General features: G+C 30.8%; 11 protein-coding genes and 1 tRNA gene. 4 read left to right on the top strand and 8 right to left on the bottom strand.

The features are described from left to right. Window position 1: 1 nt before the first annotated feature. From dcd to CDSE_RS00435, 4 genes are all read right to left on the bottom strand, one after another. On the bottom strand, window positions 2-565 hold the full coding sequence (gene dcd / locus CDSE_RS00450; RefSeq protein WP_015396058.1) for a dCTP deaminase: 564 nt from the start codon (window positions 563-565) through the stop codon (window positions 2-4). Window positions 566-679: 114 nt separating this feature from the next. Continuing rightward, complete coding sequence (locus tag CDSE_RS00445; protein WP_015396057.1) at window positions 680-4144, bottom strand: translocation/assembly module TamB domain-containing protein; 3465 nt, start codon at window positions 4142-4144, stop codon at window positions 680-682. Next, entirely contained in the window at window positions 4141-6033 is a 1893-nt protein-coding gene (locus CDSE_RS00440) for an autotransporter assembly complex protein TamA (protein WP_015396056.1), read from the bottom strand. Before CDSE_RS00440 ends, CDSE_RS00445 begins: the two co-directional genes overlap by 4 nt. Before the next feature lie 13 nt (window positions 6034-6046). Continuing rightward, a complete protein-coding gene (locus tag CDSE_RS00435; RefSeq protein ID WP_015396055.1) occupies window positions 6047-7129 on the bottom strand; it encodes an Mrp/NBP35 family ATP-binding protein in 1083 nt (360 codons plus the stop codon). A 201-nt stretch (window positions 7130-7330) separates the two neighbouring features. On the opposite strand from CDSE_RS00435, the gene metG reads away from it, so the two are divergent. The 3 genes from metG to thiS all read left to right on the top strand — a co-directional run bounded on the left by metG (window position 7331) and on the right by thiS (window position 10657). Then, window positions 7331-9385: a methionine--tRNA ligase gene (metG, locus tag CDSE_RS00430; RefSeq protein WP_015396054.1), complete on the top strand. Its 2055-nt coding sequence runs from the start codon at window positions 7331-7333 to the stop codon at window positions 9383-9385. A gap of 61 nt (window positions 9386-9446) precedes the next feature. Next, window positions 9447-10427 (top strand): pyridoxal-phosphate dependent enzyme, encoded by a 981-nt coding sequence (locus CDSE_RS00425; protein WP_015396053.1) that lies wholly within the window; start codon window positions 9447-9449, stop codon window positions 10425-10427. A 29-nt stretch (window positions 10428-10456) separates the two neighbouring features. Continuing rightward, window positions 10457-10657: a sulfur carrier protein ThiS gene (thiS, locus tag CDSE_RS00420; protein WP_015396052.1), complete on the top strand. Its 201-nt coding sequence runs from the start codon at window positions 10457-10459 to the stop codon at window positions 10655-10657. 12 nt (window positions 10658-10669) lie between these two features. Here the strand turns inward: thiS and ffh are convergent, their stop codons facing one another. Next, window positions 10670-12055, bottom strand: a complete 1386-nt coding sequence (gene ffh / locus CDSE_RS00415; protein WP_015396051.1) for a signal recognition particle protein — start codon at window positions 12053-12055, stop codon at window positions 10670-10672. Between the two features lie 92 nt (window positions 12056-12147). Beyond that, window positions 12148-14055 carry a molecular chaperone HtpG gene (gene htpG, locus CDSE_RS00410; RefSeq protein ID WP_015396050.1) on the bottom strand — a complete coding sequence of 636 codons (1908 nt, stop codon included), beginning with the start codon at window positions 14053-14055 and terminating at the stop codon, window positions 12148-12150. 153 nt (window positions 14056-14208) lie between these two features. Between htpG and CDSE_RS00405 the strand changes: the two genes are divergently transcribed. Next, window positions 14209-14293 (top strand) — tRNA-Leu (locus CDSE_RS00405). Window positions 14294-14319: 26 nt separating this feature from the next. On the opposite strand, the gene CDSE_RS00400 is transcribed toward CDSE_RS00405, so the two are convergent. Further along, on the bottom strand, window positions 14320-15393 hold the full coding sequence (locus tag CDSE_RS00400) for an AI-2E family transporter (protein ID WP_015396049.1): 1074 nt from the start codon (window positions 15391-15393) through the stop codon (window positions 14320-14322). A 74-nt stretch (window positions 15394-15467) separates the two neighbouring features. Beyond that, complete coding sequence (gene ilvD / locus CDSE_RS00395) at window positions 15468-17327, bottom strand: dihydroxy-acid dehydratase (RefSeq protein WP_015396048.1); 1860 nt, start codon at window positions 17325-17327, stop codon at window positions 15468-15470. Window positions 17328-17389: the final 62 nt, after the last annotated feature.

The following is a 17389-nucleotide window of genomic DNA, read 5'->3' as shown; positions in this document are numbered from 1 at the left end:
ACTAAGATTTAGGTAAAGTAACACCTTGTTGTCTTTGATATTTTCCATCACGGTCAGCATATGATACTTCACATATCTCCGCGCTTTCTAAAAATATCATTTGGGCACAACCTTCTCCAGCGTATATTTTAGCAGGAAGTGGTGTTGTATTAGAAAACTCTAAAGTGACATAACCTTCCCATTCAGGTTCCAATGGAGTAACATTAACGATAATACCACACCTAGCATAGGTACTTTTACCCAGACAAATAGTTAGTATATTTCTAGGAATACGGAAATACTCTACAGTTCTAGCTAACGCGAATGAATTTGGAGGAATAATACAAACATCACCATAAAAATCCACAAATGATCTTTCATCAAAATTATGTGGATCAACTATAGCATGGTTGATATTCGTAAATATTTTAAATTCTTTAGCACAGCGAACATCATAACCATAACTACTAGTTCCATAACTAACTATACGACGACCTGCCATCTGACTAACTTGATATGGCTCAAAAGGTTCAATCATACCTTCTTTGGAAACAGTACGAATCCACTTATCACTCTTAATACTCATACTATAAGACACATCTATATGTTATAAATTAGTTAACAATAACAAGACTAACAGACAAAACACTTTTATACAAAAAAACATATGAAAAATATTTATTTTACTACAGACTTATTATTAATTTTCAAAAAACTCTCTATAAATAAAAGCTATCCCATTTACAGATCCACATTTAATATCAAATGACCAACAACGTGACAACCCATAGCTAATTCTAGCCACAGTCTCACTACCCACTAAAGACTGCTCTAAACTAAGATTAACCCCATTAGAAAATTCTTTGCTTGCAACTAAAAACTGAGTTGATAAATCATTATATGCATCTTTACCAATCCCACCTGCTACAGTATGATCTGGCAGAATACTACCAGATCTTCCTATAACCCCTCTTCGAATGCTAAAATCACTTAATCCAAATAAACGATAAAAAGGTTGCCCCCCACTAAGAAAGGCTCCTCCTATTGATAATAAAAATGTTAAATCCATAGCATCATCAGGTGCTCTTCCTAATAACAACCACGATAATTTCTCCACCTCACTAACATCAGGATAAGATACTAAATCTATCATTGGCTGTTGCAATGTTCCTGAAACTCTAATACCTGATTCTACTTGTTTCCCTAACCTCATTGCTTCAATATCAATTAATGGATTATCTAAACTTCCCTGGAAAGTTATATTACCTCTATTAAAACATAATCTCTGGCCATAAATTTCCATGATGCCATCTTTGGCTCTAAGAGTACCTAAGCAAAAAGGTCTTGCGTCATCATTAATAGACAATTTTAATGACCCTAACAAACTAGTTTCTATACCTAAGCCAGTTAAATAAAACTTATTACCAAGATCACACAATAAATTAACCTTAGTTTGCAAGGTTTTAGAACTGTCCTTTTTATTTGAACTTTTGCCAAAAGAACACAATAAAACATCATCATCTAAACTAGAACCCATATTAAGAGATTCTAAATTTATCCACCCAGCGTCAACTACCAAATTCCCATCAATATAAAACTTACCGAACCCAGAAGCAATATCTGATTTTATTTTACCAGAAACGACAGCATAACGATCTGATCTCTGAAAAATTGGAAATTGTTTTACATCTACATTAAATTTTCCAGATCTATCAAAAATATTCAAACTACCAACAGTCTTAATATAACCATCTTTGATATGTTTTTTCAACGAAATAATCTTCTCACTAACATGAGCATCATATGCCATAATTCTATGGTTGGCAGGAAAAAATAAATTATCAACTATAAAATCACCATTTAAAATACGTGATTCCAAACTACCATTAACCAATCTAATTCCATCATCAACTCTAATTAATTTTAATTGTGTGGCATTAATATAGCCTTTAGCCTTAATATCTGTATCGACAATACCATTTATTTCTAATTTGCAATTAATCATACCTCCAACTTCTATATTATCTTTGAAAAAATAATTTAAAATTGATATGTCTTTTATATCACCCATGATATTTATAAAAACTTTTTCTCTTTCTACGAAAACTCCATTTTTATCAATAAACAGACCCAATGAAAAAACGCCATCAAAAGAACCAACTTGCTGGTCTTCAATCTTTAAATATCCATTAATATCCATCATATTACTAGATATTTTCTTTGCATTTAAGCATAAGTCAATCACAGGAAAAACATCTTTCTGTTTATCGTTTTCATAAACCTTGACCTCTAAATTACCCTGAAGAATATCTTTATATTCAACATCCCAAAACCCACAAACAGGTAAGAATTCAGTCTTTCCAAAAGAATCTCGATCTATTCCAGGAATACTACAATCCCAACCAATAGTTTTTAACAGTTCTGTAAATATCAAACCATCTGACATAAAACTGTTAAAATTACCTGACGTTTCAAGTGTTCTATGATTTCCAGACAAAGTCTCACTATTTAGAAGAATTTCACCTTTTTTATTTGATTTAATAGCCAAACTAAATGGGGAGAAAAACCAACAAGAATCATTTATCAAGAAATTAAAATTCAAAGAAGATAAAGCAGAAAAACTAATATTATCCAAAATAATATTTAAAGATTTTATATCAGCATTCCATAAATTTTTTTTAAATTTATTTTTATTATATGTTCCATGAAATGATGTTTGTAAATTTATATTTTCCCATTTATATAAGTTATTAACTTTAACCCTATTTAAAGAAGCTGATATATCTCCATGATGATCTAACAAACTACCATTTAAATCAATTTCTAAATTAATATCACCCTTAAAATTATCATAGAAATTATTTATATTTGGCATTAAGGCTTTAATAATTAAGCTATTAAGTTTATTTTCAGAGCTGCCTAGAATAGATACTTTATTAGAACCAAGACTTAGGACAACATCAAGATTTTTTATACAACCTAATATACGTTCAATATCACAATAAATTTCTTTCTTAGGGTAAGGCTTCAATGCAAGATTAATTGACCCATACAAAGGATTATTATTCCACTTACTATCATCAATAATATTAAGATTAAAAACACTATTAATTATTTCATCTTTTTTTAGATCCACTTGATAATCAGACTTCAAACTAATTATAAAACTTGGGAAATTCTGGTTAAAGAAAGTACTACTAGTTAATTTATCTAATAAAAAAACACTCTTTATTGTTTGGCGATCTTCATTATTTTCCTCCTTATCAGAACTTATTTTTAAATAAGCTGACCCGCAATCATCTGACTGTTTTAAATTGATTTCAGCACTATAAATTTTGAAAGCAGACTTAGGTATAAAAATAACATTTCCATCAATAGATAAGTCTTTATTATGAGCATCTACATAAATAGAGATTAAATCATATGATCCAGAAGCGTTGATATTAATTGTAGAATTAAATATATTATGATTTATAAAATCGGATATGTTATTATTTTTGGCAACAGAATAATTATATTTATTAATTAAAGTGAAATTTGCATCAAACAAAACATCTTTTGATAAATCTCTTATATTTAAAAAACCATTCAACCTTATAGTAGCTTTATCTGCAACAACGTCTAAATTTCTAATAAAAGCACTTATTGTTTGCCCACTATAGGATATAGCAGCAGATATGTCTTTGAAGTGTGCAGTATCAGACACAAAAGAACTAACATCACTAACAACTATTTCTTTTAGTTCTAATTGTTCTATATTTATAGAAAATGGGAATCTAAATTTTGAAATAAGATAATTATTAGTTGATTTCCTATTATTTTTTAAAAAAGATATATCTATTAATCCAATTGAAAACTCAGAAATATTCAAAACTCCACTAAACAAAGAAGAAAATTCAAATTTAAATTTTATATCTTCAATATGTGTCTTTGATTCTGTATTATTTAACTCCAATCTACCTAACTTCAAACCACGAAGAAAATTTCCCTCTATATTCGAAACCTTATAACCTAAGTTATTAGCAGCAACATCTACAAATAATCTACTACCATTATTAGAACAGACTACCCAGAATAACATACCACAGAATATAGCTATAGAAATAGAGCATAATGGCAAAAACCAACTAAATAAAATTTGAGATCTCTTATGATATTCAGTCAAAATGCTATTCCCAAAGAAAAATGCAATCGCAAATCATTATGTTTGTGACCATAGGCCACGTCTAAAGATAACGGACCAGCTGGAGTACGAACACGAGCTCCAATACCATAACCCAAGGCTAAATCCATTTGGTCTAAAGAATTAAAAGCATCTCCCACATCAACAAAAAAACCAGCACCCCATCTTTCAGTAAAGTAACAACTATACTCAACACTAGCAACCGTCATCATACTAGCACCAACAGTCGCAAAACCACGTTGACAACCAATACTCTGATAAGAATAACCCCTTATAGATCTAGCCCCACCAACACGAAATCCAAAGTCATCTGGAATTAATATCTTCTTATCAGAAGGCCAAATTTTACCAAACTCTGATCTAATGGTTATAACACCTATATTAGATAATGGCCACCAATATTGAGATCTAAACTTAACACGCGCATATGGATTAACAGTATCTAAAACTAAACCAGCACCAAGACCAATCACTATTATATTTCCACTCCTAGGATTATATTTATTATCAATGCGATTTCTAGACAACTCAAAGGAATTAGTAATAGTTGGTAAAGAAAATTTAGAATCATTCTTAATATGAATCTGATCATAAGCCAATAAAGACCCAAAATTAGTTTCATAATAAACATTATTATTATTTTTATAAACACTACTATAGCCATAATTTGATCTAGTAAAACCAAGAGCAAAACGAGTAACTTTTAAGCCTTGATTATCAAAATTGTCACAAATCACCCCAAAAGAATTTCTTTTCCCATTAATCTTCGGAAGTAAGTTCAGATCCATAAATAATCTCTGATGCCCTCTATCTACACCAACACCAGCAGACAAAATAATCGGCATACCTCTTATAACATTTTGTTTATAAACACTTTCAAGTTTTACTCCAGATCCATCATCCACACCAATAGAGGAAACAACCTTTTTTAATGGCAACTCAACTACCAAAACATGAACAGGTAGAATCACTTCAAATTTATTCTGAAAAACAAGATCAACCAATCCTGAATTTACATTAGAATTACCATCTGAATTAAATACACTTTGTTTATCTAAATAATCACTATCACTGATTATTTTTTTTAAAAAATAATCAGGCGCTATTGTGTCAATAGTTACTAACGCTACTTTGAAAAGATTAGTTGATTGTAAATGTTGTTGCCAGTCATTTAATAAATCTTGGTCAAATGGCTCAAACTTCTTATACTTTATGTAGTTATTTACTAATTCTGATGGAATATTATGAAATCCATATGTCTGGATATCACCCATTAGAACAAGCGGACCACTATCGATCGTTATAGATAAGAACACTTCTGACTTTTCTAAGTCTATTCTAGCTTCCGAATGCATTATTCGCGCAAATAAAAAATCCTTAGAAACTATAGAGTTTAACAATTTCTTTTTTGCCTCACTCCACTCACTATTGGTAAAAACATGACCTAAAGGAATAACCCAACCATCTCGTACACTTTTAACACGATCAACATAATCATGATGACTAATACGACCCAAAAAATTTAGTTCCAAATTCGACACGGTTGCTTGTTTACCAGAATCAATCGTAATATTCCATTTTTCTACACCTTGATTATTATGACCAATATCTAAATTTACCTTAGGAGAAAAATAACCTTTCGCTGCTAATGCGCTAATTACAGCATCATAAGATCTACGACGTAATCTTTCAATCTCTCCTCCATCCTGGCATTCAACTAGTTTTGCTATAGACGTTAAAGAATTAGAAACATAATCTATAGTCTCTTTAGATAAATTCTTCGATTCAACCATAATATCAGGATAAAAAGAAGCAGAAACTGAAGTTGTTATTAATAATTGCAAAATTAGGAATATAAAAAAACGACTCATTGATACTGTGTAATTACTCTCTAACAATTGGTGGAAAAATAGTTTTCCTACTTTTAGGAAGGTTAGCTATTCTCATCGAGATATTACGAGCAATTTGAAGAAATATTTTAGCTGACTCTTCTATCGAATCCTGAAATATCAAAAATTCTCCCATATCTGATTGTTTTCTAAGAACATCACTGAAAGGAATTTCTCCTAATATCGGTATATCATACTGACCTGATAAACGTTTTCCTCCATTATTCCCAAATATGTGGTCAATATTGGCACAATTGGGACATTTGTAAAAAGACATATTTTCCACAATACCAATAATATTGGTATCAGTTTTCTTATACATTTTTATACAACGTCTTACATCCATCAATGAAATATCTTGAGGAGTGCTTACGATAAGAACACCAACAACAGGAATATTTTTTGCTAATGTTAATGCAATATCACCAGTACCAGGAGGCATATCCACAATTAAATAATCCAAATCACTCCAATTTGTTTGATATATTAGTTGCTCAAAAACCTTACTGACCATTGGGCCTCTCAAAATAGCAGGAGAATCATAATCAATTAAAAACCCCAATGAATTAGATTGCAAGTTACCCTTAACAAAAGGAACCATTTTATTATCACTGAGACTATTTGGATGATCTTTTATACCTAACATCATAGGAATACTAGGCCCATAAATATCTGCATCTACTATACCAACTCTAGCTCCTAATAAAGTTAAAGCATGTGCAATATTAACAGAAACAGTGCTTTTACCAACTCCACCCTTGCCAGAAACAACAGCAATAATATTCTTAACATTATTTACTAATTTAGCATTAGTGACTAAATGAGATATGATCTTACATTTAATATTAAAAATAATATTAAAAACCCCATAGTTATTTAGAATATTAGAAACTGTTTTTTTAAAAAACAATTGAAATTCATCATCAATCAAATAATTGAACTCTATATCAATCTTTATTGACTCACTATCTTGAATTTCAACAAAAAGATCTGTGTTCTCATTTAGTAGTTTTAAACTATTTCTACTATCACATAGAGAATATAATATCTCTCTAATTTTCTCTATCGTTATATGCATCTATAATACACCTATGAATCTTAACTTAAAAACTATTATATCCTTCTTACTCAATAACAATACAAACTCAAATAAACAAATATTTAACAAGAAAAATAATCTAATATAAAATGAAAACATAATATATTATTTATATACTTATTCTAATATAGAATAAGTAAATCATTGACAACATTAAAAATTATCAAAGTCTCAATAATTATGCAACGCACGCTCTTCGTTACAACTGCACTTCCATATGCTAACGGCTCTTTACATATTGGGCATATCATGGAATATATACAAGCCGATATATGGGTTAGATCAATGAGAATGTCTGGACATAAAGTATATTTCATTTGTGCCGATGACGCTCATGGTGCTCCAATCATGTTAAAAGCAGAAGCAGAAGGAATATCTCCACAAGAATTAGTAAATCGTTTTGCATTGGAAAGACCTCATTATCTCAAAGGATTCCATATTGCTTTCGATTTCTGGCACTCAACTGCATCTAAAGAAAACACATTACTAGCTACTGAAATATATAAAAAACTCAAACAAAATGATCTTATAGAACATCGCAAAATCAATCAATTTTACGACCCAAAAAAACAAATGTTCTTAGCAGATCGCTATATCAAAGGAGAATGCCCTAAATGTAACTCTAAGGATCAATACGGAGATTCTTGTGAACATTGTGGCGCAACCTATAGACCTACTGAACTCATAAATCCTTATTCTTCTATAACTAAAGCCACTCCAATTCTAAAAGAGACAGAACATCTATTTTTTAAATTATCAGACAAGAGATGTATAAATTTTTTATTAGATTGGACTAAAAGCAATAATAAAATAGGAAAAAAGAAATTACAAAACGAAGTCGTGGCAAAAATTAAAGAATGGTTAGGATCAGACATACATAGTTCAAAATTAAATGATTGGGATATCTCAAGAGACACTCCTTATTTCGGCATTGAAATACCGGACTTTCCTGGTAAGTATTTTTATGTCTGGTTAGATGCTCCAATAGGTTACTTGTCAGCCATGATGGCTTATTGCAATCTCAATAACATAGATTTCGAAAAACTCTTATCTCCCGAAAGTAATATAGAACAAATTCATTTTATTGGTAAAGATATAGTATATTTTCATACTCTGTTTTGGCCAGCAATGCTACATTTCTCTGGAAGAAAAACACCAGATACAATAAATGTTCATGGATTTATTACTGTAAATGGAGAAAAGATGTCTAAAAGTAGAGGCACTGGAATATCTCCTATGTTATACTTAGAATTAGGTTTAAATCCAGAATGGTTAAGATATTATATAGCATCTAAATTGAACTCTAAGGTAGAAGATATAGACTTCAACTCAGATGATTTTACAAGACGCATAAATAGTGACTTAATAGGTAAATATATAAATATAGCTAGCCGCAGCAGTAATTTTCTAACCAAATACTTTGATGGAAAATTAGAATACGATGATAAAAAAGAAGAACTCATAAAAGAATTAACAGAACAAACAGAAATCGTTAAAAAACTTCTAGAAAGTCTTGAGTATAGCAGAGCAATCAAAAAAATCATGTTGTACGCTGACTATGCAAACCAATGTTTCGATAGTGAAAAACCATGGGAGCTTCCTAAAACAATAGACGTTGATCATTTATCTAAGAAAAAACTTCAAAATATTTGTTCTAGTACAATAGCTAGATTTAAAGCATTATCTATAATGTTAAGTCCAATATTACCTTTTACTACAAAAAACATAAATAATGATTTTCTAAACATGAATAAAGATTTTGAGTGGGAAGATGCTCAAATACTACCACAGAATATTAACAAATTTAAACATCTTATGAAAAGAATAGAAGAAGAAACACTTTCAAAATTATTTACTAAAGTTGATAAAAAAGAATCTAATCAAGATAAACCAAATTTAATTGACATTGAAGAGTTTATGAAAATAGACTTAAGAATAGCAAAAATAGTAAATTGTGAAGAAGTAGAGAATTCTGAGAAATTATTACTTCTAACTCTAGATATAGGAGAAGATAAAATAAGGAAAGTTTTCTCTGGAATAAAAGAATTTTACAATCCAAAAGATTTAATAGGAAAATTAACAATATTCATAGCAAACCTTAAACCAAGAAAAATGAGATTCGGAATATCTGAAGGAATGGTATTAGCAGCAAGTAATAAGGATAATTCTGAAACAAAAGGAATTTATCTACTAGAACCTCATTATGGTGCCGTTCCAGGTATGCGTGTTACTTAATAAGTTTTAATACTTTTTAAGACAATAAGTAGTATATTTCAACATAATAGTTTGAACAAATATGGATAAAGAAATTTTAATACCATCTTTCCAAGAGATTCTACAAGCATCGAAACGTATTGCTAACTATGTGTACAAAACACCAGTTCTAACATCAGAAGAAATTAATAATAAATTTGGCGCTAATTTTTTTTTTAAATGTGAGAATATGCAAAGAACTAATGCATTTAAATTCAGAGGAGCTTTGAATGCATTAGCTAAATTAAATGATAAACAAAAGAAAATAGGAGTTGTAACTTTCTCTTCTGGCAACCATGCTAAAGCTATAGCTTTAGCATCTGACATACTAGGAGTTAATGCTACTATAATTGTACCTAATGATGCACCAAAAACTAAAATAAACACAGCAAAACAACATAAGAACTGTAATTTTATTTTGTATAACAGGTATAATGATAATAGAGAAGAAATACTCAATAAATTTGTAAAGCAAAATAAATTGATTCCTATTTCATCATATGATAATAATGATGTAATAGCAGGCTCTGGAACAGTATTAAAAGAATTATTTGAAGAAATTAGTAATTTGGATGCTATATTTATAGGACTAGGTGGGGGAGGATTATTAGCAGGTTCATCTATAGTTATGAATTCTATTTTACCTAAATGCAAGATATATGGAGCAGAACCAGAAACTGGCAATGATGGACAAATATCATTCCAAACTGGAATTCTGACTAAAATAGACACTCCAAACACCATAGCTGATGGCGCTCAAACTCAATGTTTAGGAAAAAGTAATTTTGCAATAATTAAAAAATATGTAGAAAACATATTAACTGTTAGTGACTCAGAATTAATAAATTGTATGTATATCCTAGCTAATGAATTAAAAATTATATCAGAACCAACTGGTTGTCTTGGTTTTGCTGCCAGCCTCAAAATTATAGAACAATTACAGAACAAAAGAATTGGTGTAATAATTACTGGAGGAAATGTAGACTTAGAAAATTTTTGGTCTTTAATAAAAACCAAAATATAATATAGATTATTTTAATAAGGAATATAAGAATGAATATTAGAATAAATGGTAAAGAAACAGAAATTCAAGAAAATATTACTATACATGATGCTATTATAATTCTTAAAATGGAAAATAAAAAAATAGCAATAGAATTAAATGGAAATATAATTAGCAAAAATAAATATCATGAGACCATTCTAAAGAATGGTGATATTATGGAAATAGTATCTGCAATTGGTGGTGGTTAATAAAAACTAGAACTATTTAAATAAACCGCTTAAAGAATTAAACATTTTTGAAAATCCATTCTTTTTAATTTTTTTCATAAAGCTTTGGATTTGATTAAAATTTGCAAGCAATCGATTTACTTCTTGAACAGTAACACCAGAACCTTTAGCTATTCTACGTTTTCTAGAAGATTTAATTATCTCTGGTTTCATTCTTTCTAACAAAGTCATAGAATTAATAATAGATTCCGATTTCTTTATTAATTCTTCTTGACTATTAACACCTAAAGATTTACTAGAAAAATGTAAATTATCTGGTAATTTTTCCATTAATGAACTAATACCGCCCATTTTTTTCATTTGAACTATTTGTGCCTTAAAATCATTGAAATCAAATTTATTCTTAGAATTTATATTTTTTAAAGCAATTTTAGCTTCATTAATATCAATATTTTTTTGTGCATGCTCTACTAAAGAAAGTATATCTCCCATACCTAGAATACGTTTAGCCATACGTTCAGGATAAAAAGACTCTAAACCATTTATTTTCTCAGACGTAGTAATAAACTTTAATGGCTTACCTGTAATATACCTAACAGATAAAGCAGCCCCACCTCTAGCATCACCATCTAATTTAGTTGCAATTATGCCTGTTAAAGAAACTGTTTCCGAAAAAATCTTAGCCGTAGCCACAGCATCTTGTCCTTGCATAGAATCCACAACAAACAATGTTTCTATAGGGTTTATAATCTTATGTAATGATTCTATCTCATCCATCATAAGATTATCCACCGCCAAACGACCTGCCGTATCAAAAATAACAATATCATAATAATGATTGCGGGCATATTCAAGTGATTCCAATGCTATTTCTAATGGTTTTTTAGAAAAATCACAATTAAAAAAAGATACATTTATTTGATTTGCAATAATATTTAGTTGTTCTATAGCTGCTGGACGATATACATCCGTACTTACCAATAAAACCTTTTTCTTACCTGTGTTTTTACCTTCTTTAGTATGATTACCATTCGACAACCAATAAGCTAATTTACCAGCCGTGCTTGTCTTTCCAACACCCTGTAAGCCAACCATAAGTATGCATGCTGGAGGTGTAGTAGACAATGAGATTTCTGTAGAATACTGTCCTAAATCACCACCTATGAGATTAGTCAGTTCTTTATGAACCACACTAACTAACATCTGACCTGGATTTAAACTATCAACAACTTCCAATCCAAGAGATTTCTTCTTAATATTACCAATAAAATCTTTTATTAAAGAAAATGAAACATCAGCTTCCAATAAAGCTATTCTTATTTCCCTTAACATTTCACTAGTATTAGCCTCTGTTAAACGAACTTCTCCTTTAATTTTTCTAACAATTTTTGATAAACGCTGAGTCAAATTATCTAACATGTTATTATACCAAATACAATCTATTCATATGTTTACAAAAATACATTAATATAGAGAATGAGATGACACTCAGTCTCTATATTAAATCAACTTTATTTATCTAGAATAATATTATTTAAACGTTTTACAAAAGAACTAGGATCATTCAAACTTCCACCACTAGCAAGAATAGCCTGATCTAACAATAAATTAGCCCACTCTTCAAATTTTTTATCACTATCTATAGTAGCAATCTTCTTTAAAAACTCATGTTCAGAATTGACTTCCAATATAGGTTTAGAAGAAGGTGGATTTTGACCTGATGCCTTTAACATACGAATTAAATGAGGACTAAGATCATTTTTCTCAACTACCACACATGCTGGAGAATCTACCAATCTAGAGGAAACTCTTACCTCTTTAACACGATCTGATAAAGTTTTTTCAATATTCTTTATTACTTCTTTTTGAAATTCAGATGGTTCTAGATTTTTAATATCTTCCCCTTCAGAAATCTTGCTTATATCAAAGTCATCTTTTGCAATAGAAACTAAACGTTTTCCTTCAAACTCTTTTAAGTGAGATAGCATCCATTCATCTATTCTATCAGAGAGCAATAGAACTTCTATTTTCTTTTTACGAAAAACTTCTAAATGAGGACTATTTATAGCTGAATTAAAAGAATCAGCAGTTATATAATATATAATTTCTTGGCCCTCAGCCATTCTTGATATATATTCAGATAAAGAAACATCCTGATTAGCACTTCCATTATGCGTAGAAGAAAATCTTAACAATCTAGCAATTTTTTCTTGATTATTAAAATCCTCTCCAATACCTTCCTTAAGAATTTCTCCAAACTCAGTCCAGAATGTTTTATAGTCCTCATTATTATTGTTAGATATACTTTCAATTAAATTTAATATTTTTTTAACAGATGCATCTTTAATAGCACGTATATCCCTACTCTCCTGTAAGATTTCTCTAGAAACATTCAAATCCAGATCAGAAGAATCTATGATACCTCTCACAAAGCGCAAATACCTAGGCAACAACTGCTCTGAACCATCCATAATAAATATACGACGAACGTATAATTTAATACCATGAGTATTATCCCGATCCCACATTTCAAATGAGGCTTGTTTAGGGATATAAAATAGCTGAGTGTACTCATTACGGCCTTCTATCTTATTATGGGTCCAAGTTAAAGGATCATTAAAATCATGAAATAATAATTTATAAAAGTCTTTATATTGTTCATCTGTTATTTCGGATTTTGGCCTTGTCCATAATGCATTAGATTGATTAACAACTTCCAACTCAGTTGTTTTAACCTGCTCTTTCTTTTCTTCGCTCCACTCTTCTTTATACATGCAAATAGGGATTGATACATGATCAGAATATTTACGCAAAATCTCACGTAATTTCCAACCATTTAACAACTCATATGAATCTTCTTTTAAATATAAAATAATATCAGTACCATGAGTCTTACGAGATCCTCTACTTATTGTAAATTCGCCTAATCCATCTGATTCCCAACAAATAGCATGATCTTCCTTTAAGCCAGCTTTTAAGCTTATAACCTTAACTAAATCAGCAACAATAAATGCAGAATAAAACCCAACCCCAAATTGACCAATTAATTGAGCATCCTTTTTTTTATCACCACTTAAATTTTTAAAGAAATCCTTAGTCCCAGATTTAGCTATAGTACCCAAATTATCAATAACATCATCTCTCGACATACCAATTCCATTATCTGAAATGGTAATAGTATGATCTACCTTATCATAAAGAACAGTAATTTTAAAATCCTCATCCTTAGACAACAACTCCGGAACATCTAAAGATTCAAATCTCAATTTATCACAAGCATCGGAAGCATTAGATACCAACTCCCGCAAAAATATTTCTTTATTACTGTAAAGAGAGTGAATCATTAAATTAAGTAACTGTTTCACCTCAGCCTGAAAATTCATTTTCTCAGGTTCTAAAAATTTATCACTTTTATTCATAAATATAAAATACTCTATGAGAAATTGCTGAAAATACAAAATTAATTTAATTTTGTTAATGAAAAACTTGCATCGATAACCTTTAATTATTAGTATGGAGGTAGTGCATAATTTTTCAAGTGCGTGTATAATATCAATTATTATTGCAGATAGGCCCAGGTGGTGAAATTGGTAGACGCAGGGGACTCAAAATCCCCCGCCGAAAGGCGTGCCGGTTCGATTCCGGCCCCGGGCACCAAATTATCTAAATAATCTCTTTACTTTTTAAATATCAAATGAATCAACATTGTTCTGAGCACTAAAAATCCATTCTCTCCACATAGCAACAACTATAGCCATTAAAACAGGCCCTATAAACAAACCTATTATACCCATAGTTTTTAATCCTCCTATCAAACCAAAAAAAGTTGGTAAAAATGGTAATTTAACTGGACCACCTACTAATCTTGGCCTAATAGTCTTATCAACAACAAAAAGCTCAAAAGTACCCCATATAAACAAACATAAAGCAGCAAAGGCCTTACCTGAAGACAACAAATACAATGACACCATTGTAAAAACAAAAGGAGCCCCACCTGGGATAAGAGCTAAAAAACAAGTTATACAGCCAAGCAAAACTGGAGAAGGAACCCCAGCAATCCAATAAGCAAAACCTAATATAACACCCTCCCCCATAGCAATAAGAGTCATACCAGTTACAGTAGAGTTAATCATTGCAGGAACTACACGAGACAATCTTATCCAACTATCAGGCAGTATACGATTACCAAAAATATCTAATTGTGCAAGCATATTTACCCCATCTTTATAAACAAAAAATAGAGTAATTAACATAAAAAACACAGACAGAAGAGAATGAAAAAAATTACTAGTTGCCGATATTAACATACGATATATATTTCCCAAATGCTCTCCACTAATAACCTGTACAGTTCTACCTAGAGCATAAGGTTCTCCAAAATATAAACACCAATAATCTGATAACTTATCACCCAAAATTGGCATGGAAGAAATCCAAAATGGAATAGATATACCATTTCTATTTACAGTAATAGCCCATTTTATAAAAACACTCGCTTCTTGAACTGCATATGCAAAAGCAAATGTTATCGGAATCACCAAAACCAATAAAAAAAATAACAATGATACAGAGGCTGCCAAAGCATTCTTTCCAGAAAATACATATAAAACACGTTGGTAGATAGGCCAACTAGCTATACCCACAATCAAAGCTGCTAACGATGGCATTAAAAAAATTTTTATAAAATAAAGAGCTGTTAATATTATTAACAATAAGAGCCAACGAACTATCAAAAAAGGAGGTAAGACTGGAGACATAAAGAAACAATTAAGAAAATTTTTATAAAATATTAGTATCGTATTTAATATACGATACTAATATTATTTATCAACTACGATTTATCTAATTTAGATATATCACGAACTGCACCACAATCAGCAGAAGTTGCTAAAGCGGCATAAGCCTTTAATGCATTAGAAACAAAACGTTCTCTATTTAAAGGCTTCCATGCTTTTTCACCCTTCAATAACATTGAATTACGCCTACGAGACAACTCTACGCTATCAACTAACAAATCTATCTTTCTGTTAGGAATATCTATAGAAATACTATCTCCGTTTTCTATTAAAGCAATATTACCACCCTCAGCAGCTTCTGGAGAAGCATGACCTATAACCAATCCAGATGATCCACCAGAAAATCTACCATCAGTAAATAAAGCACATGTTTTCCCAAGACCCTTTGATTTCAAATATGAAGTTGGGTATAGCATTTCCTGCATACCTGGACCTCCTTTAGGACCTTCATATCTAATTACAACTAAATCTCCAGGTCTTATATCATCACCCAAAATAGCATCAACAGCAGATTCCTGACTTTCAAAAACACGAGCTTTACCTCTAAAAACCAACTGTGACTCATCAACTCCAGCTGTTTTAACAATACAACCATTTTCAGCTATATTCCCATATAAAACTGCCAATCCACCGTCTTTAGAATAAGCATTTTCTATATTACGAATACATCCCGATATGCGATCAACATCTAAATCATTAAAATAATTATTTTGACTAAATGCCTCTGTAGTACGAATACCTCCCGGAGCTGCCTTATAAAATTTTTTAACCTCTTCCGTAGGAGAATCTGCTAAATCCCATTTTTTTATAATATCTCCTAAAGAAGCTCCATTTATATTCTTAACAGATAAATCTAATAAATTAGCACGAGCCAATTCACCAAGTATACCCATAACACCACCAGCTCTGTGTACATCTTCTATATGATATTTATCTGTAGCTGGAGCAGATTTACACAAACAAGGAACATGACGAGAGATTCTATCTATATCACTCATAGTAAAATCCACCTCAGCTTCTTTGGCAGCTGCTAATAAGTGTAATACTGTATTCGTAGATCCACCCATAGCAACATCTAAAGCCATAGCATTCTCAAAAGACTTCTTGTTAGCTATACTCCTTGGCAAAATAGAACTATCATCTTGATCATAATAACGCTTACATAATTCAACTATCAGACGACCAGCTGATTCAAAAAGAGTTTTGCGTTTTGAATGTGTTGCTAATAAAGTACCATTCCCAGGAATAGCCAACCCAATTACCTCTGTCAGACAATTCATAGAGTTTGCAGTAAACATACCAGAACAAGATCCACATGTTTGACATGCCATTCTTTCTGTTTCTGCAACTATTTCGTCGCTAACGCTAGGATCACCAGCTACAATCATAGCATCTACAAGGTCTATTTTCTTTATGACATTATTGACAACAGAAGTAATTTTGCCGGCCTCCATAGGACCACCAGAAACAAAAATTGTTGGAATGTTTAAGCGCATAGACGCCATTAACATACCTGGAGTAATTTTATCGCAATTTGAAATACAGACCATTGCATCAGCACAATGAGCATTTACAACATACTCTACTGAATCAGCTATTAGTTCTCTAGACGGTAAAGAATACAACATACCACCATGACCCATAGCAATTCCATCATCTATAGCTATAGTGTTGAATTCTTTAGCAACACCGCCATTAGCTTCAATTTCTTTTGCTACTAGCATACCTAAATTTCGCAAATGAACATGACCAGGAACAAATTGGGAAAAAGAATTAACAACAGCAATAATTGGTTTCCCAAAATCACCATCTTTCATTCCGGTAGCGCGCCACAAAGCACGTGCACCAGCCATGTTTCGACCATAAGTAGAAGTTCTAGAACGATAATGTGGCATAATATATTTAAACTCTAAAATAAATTGTATATAAATAATTAAAAATAAATAAGAAAACCTAA

The organism is Candidatus Kinetoplastibacterium desouzaii TCC079E, from assembly GCF_000340795.1.
GTDB classification, from domain to species: domain Bacteria; phylum Pseudomonadota; class Gammaproteobacteria; order Burkholderiales; family Burkholderiaceae_B; genus Kinetoplastidibacterium; species Kinetoplastidibacterium desouzai.
Note: the sequence above shows the minus strand (reverse complement) of the source record. Positions and strands in the feature narration are given on the sequence as shown.

What these genes read in the sequence shown, in the direction of transcription:
- dcd (WP_015396058.1), bottom strand. Translation starts at nt 565, where the DNA reads ATGAGTATTAAGAGTGATAAGTGGATTCGTACTGTTTCCAAAGAAGGT.
- CDSE_RS00440 (WP_015396056.1), bottom strand. Translation starts at nt 6,033, where the DNA reads ATGAGTCGTTTTTTTATATTCCTAATTTTGCAATTATTAATAACAACT.
- CDSE_RS00435 (WP_015396055.1), bottom strand. Translation starts at nt 7,129, where the DNA reads ATGCATATAACGATAGAGAAAATTAGAGAGATATTATATTCTCTATGT.
- metG (WP_015396054.1), top strand. Translation starts at nt 7,331, where the DNA reads ATGCAACGCACGCTCTTCGTTACAACTGCACTTCCATATGCTAACGGC.
- CDSE_RS00425 (WP_015396053.1), top strand. Translation starts at nt 9,447, where the DNA reads ATGGATAAAGAAATTTTAATACCATCTTTCCAAGAGATTCTACAAGCA.
- thiS (WP_015396052.1), top strand. Translation starts at nt 10,457, where the DNA reads ATGAATATTAGAATAAATGGTAAAGAAACAGAAATTCAAGAAAATATT.
- ffh (WP_015396051.1), bottom strand. Translation starts at nt 12,055, where the DNA reads ATGTTAGATAATTTGACTCAGCGTTTATCAAAAATTGTTAGAAAAATT.
- htpG (WP_015396050.1), bottom strand. Translation starts at nt 14,055, where the DNA reads ATGAATAAAAGTGATAAATTTTTAGAACCTGAGAAAATGAATTTTCAG.
- CDSE_RS00400 (WP_015396049.1), bottom strand. Translation starts at nt 15,393, where the DNA reads ATGTCTCCAGTCTTACCTCCTTTTTTGATAGTTCGTTGGCTCTTATTG.
- ilvD (WP_015396048.1), bottom strand. Translation starts at nt 17,327, where the DNA reads ATGCCACATTATCGTTCTAGAACTTCTACTTATGGTCGAAACATGGCT.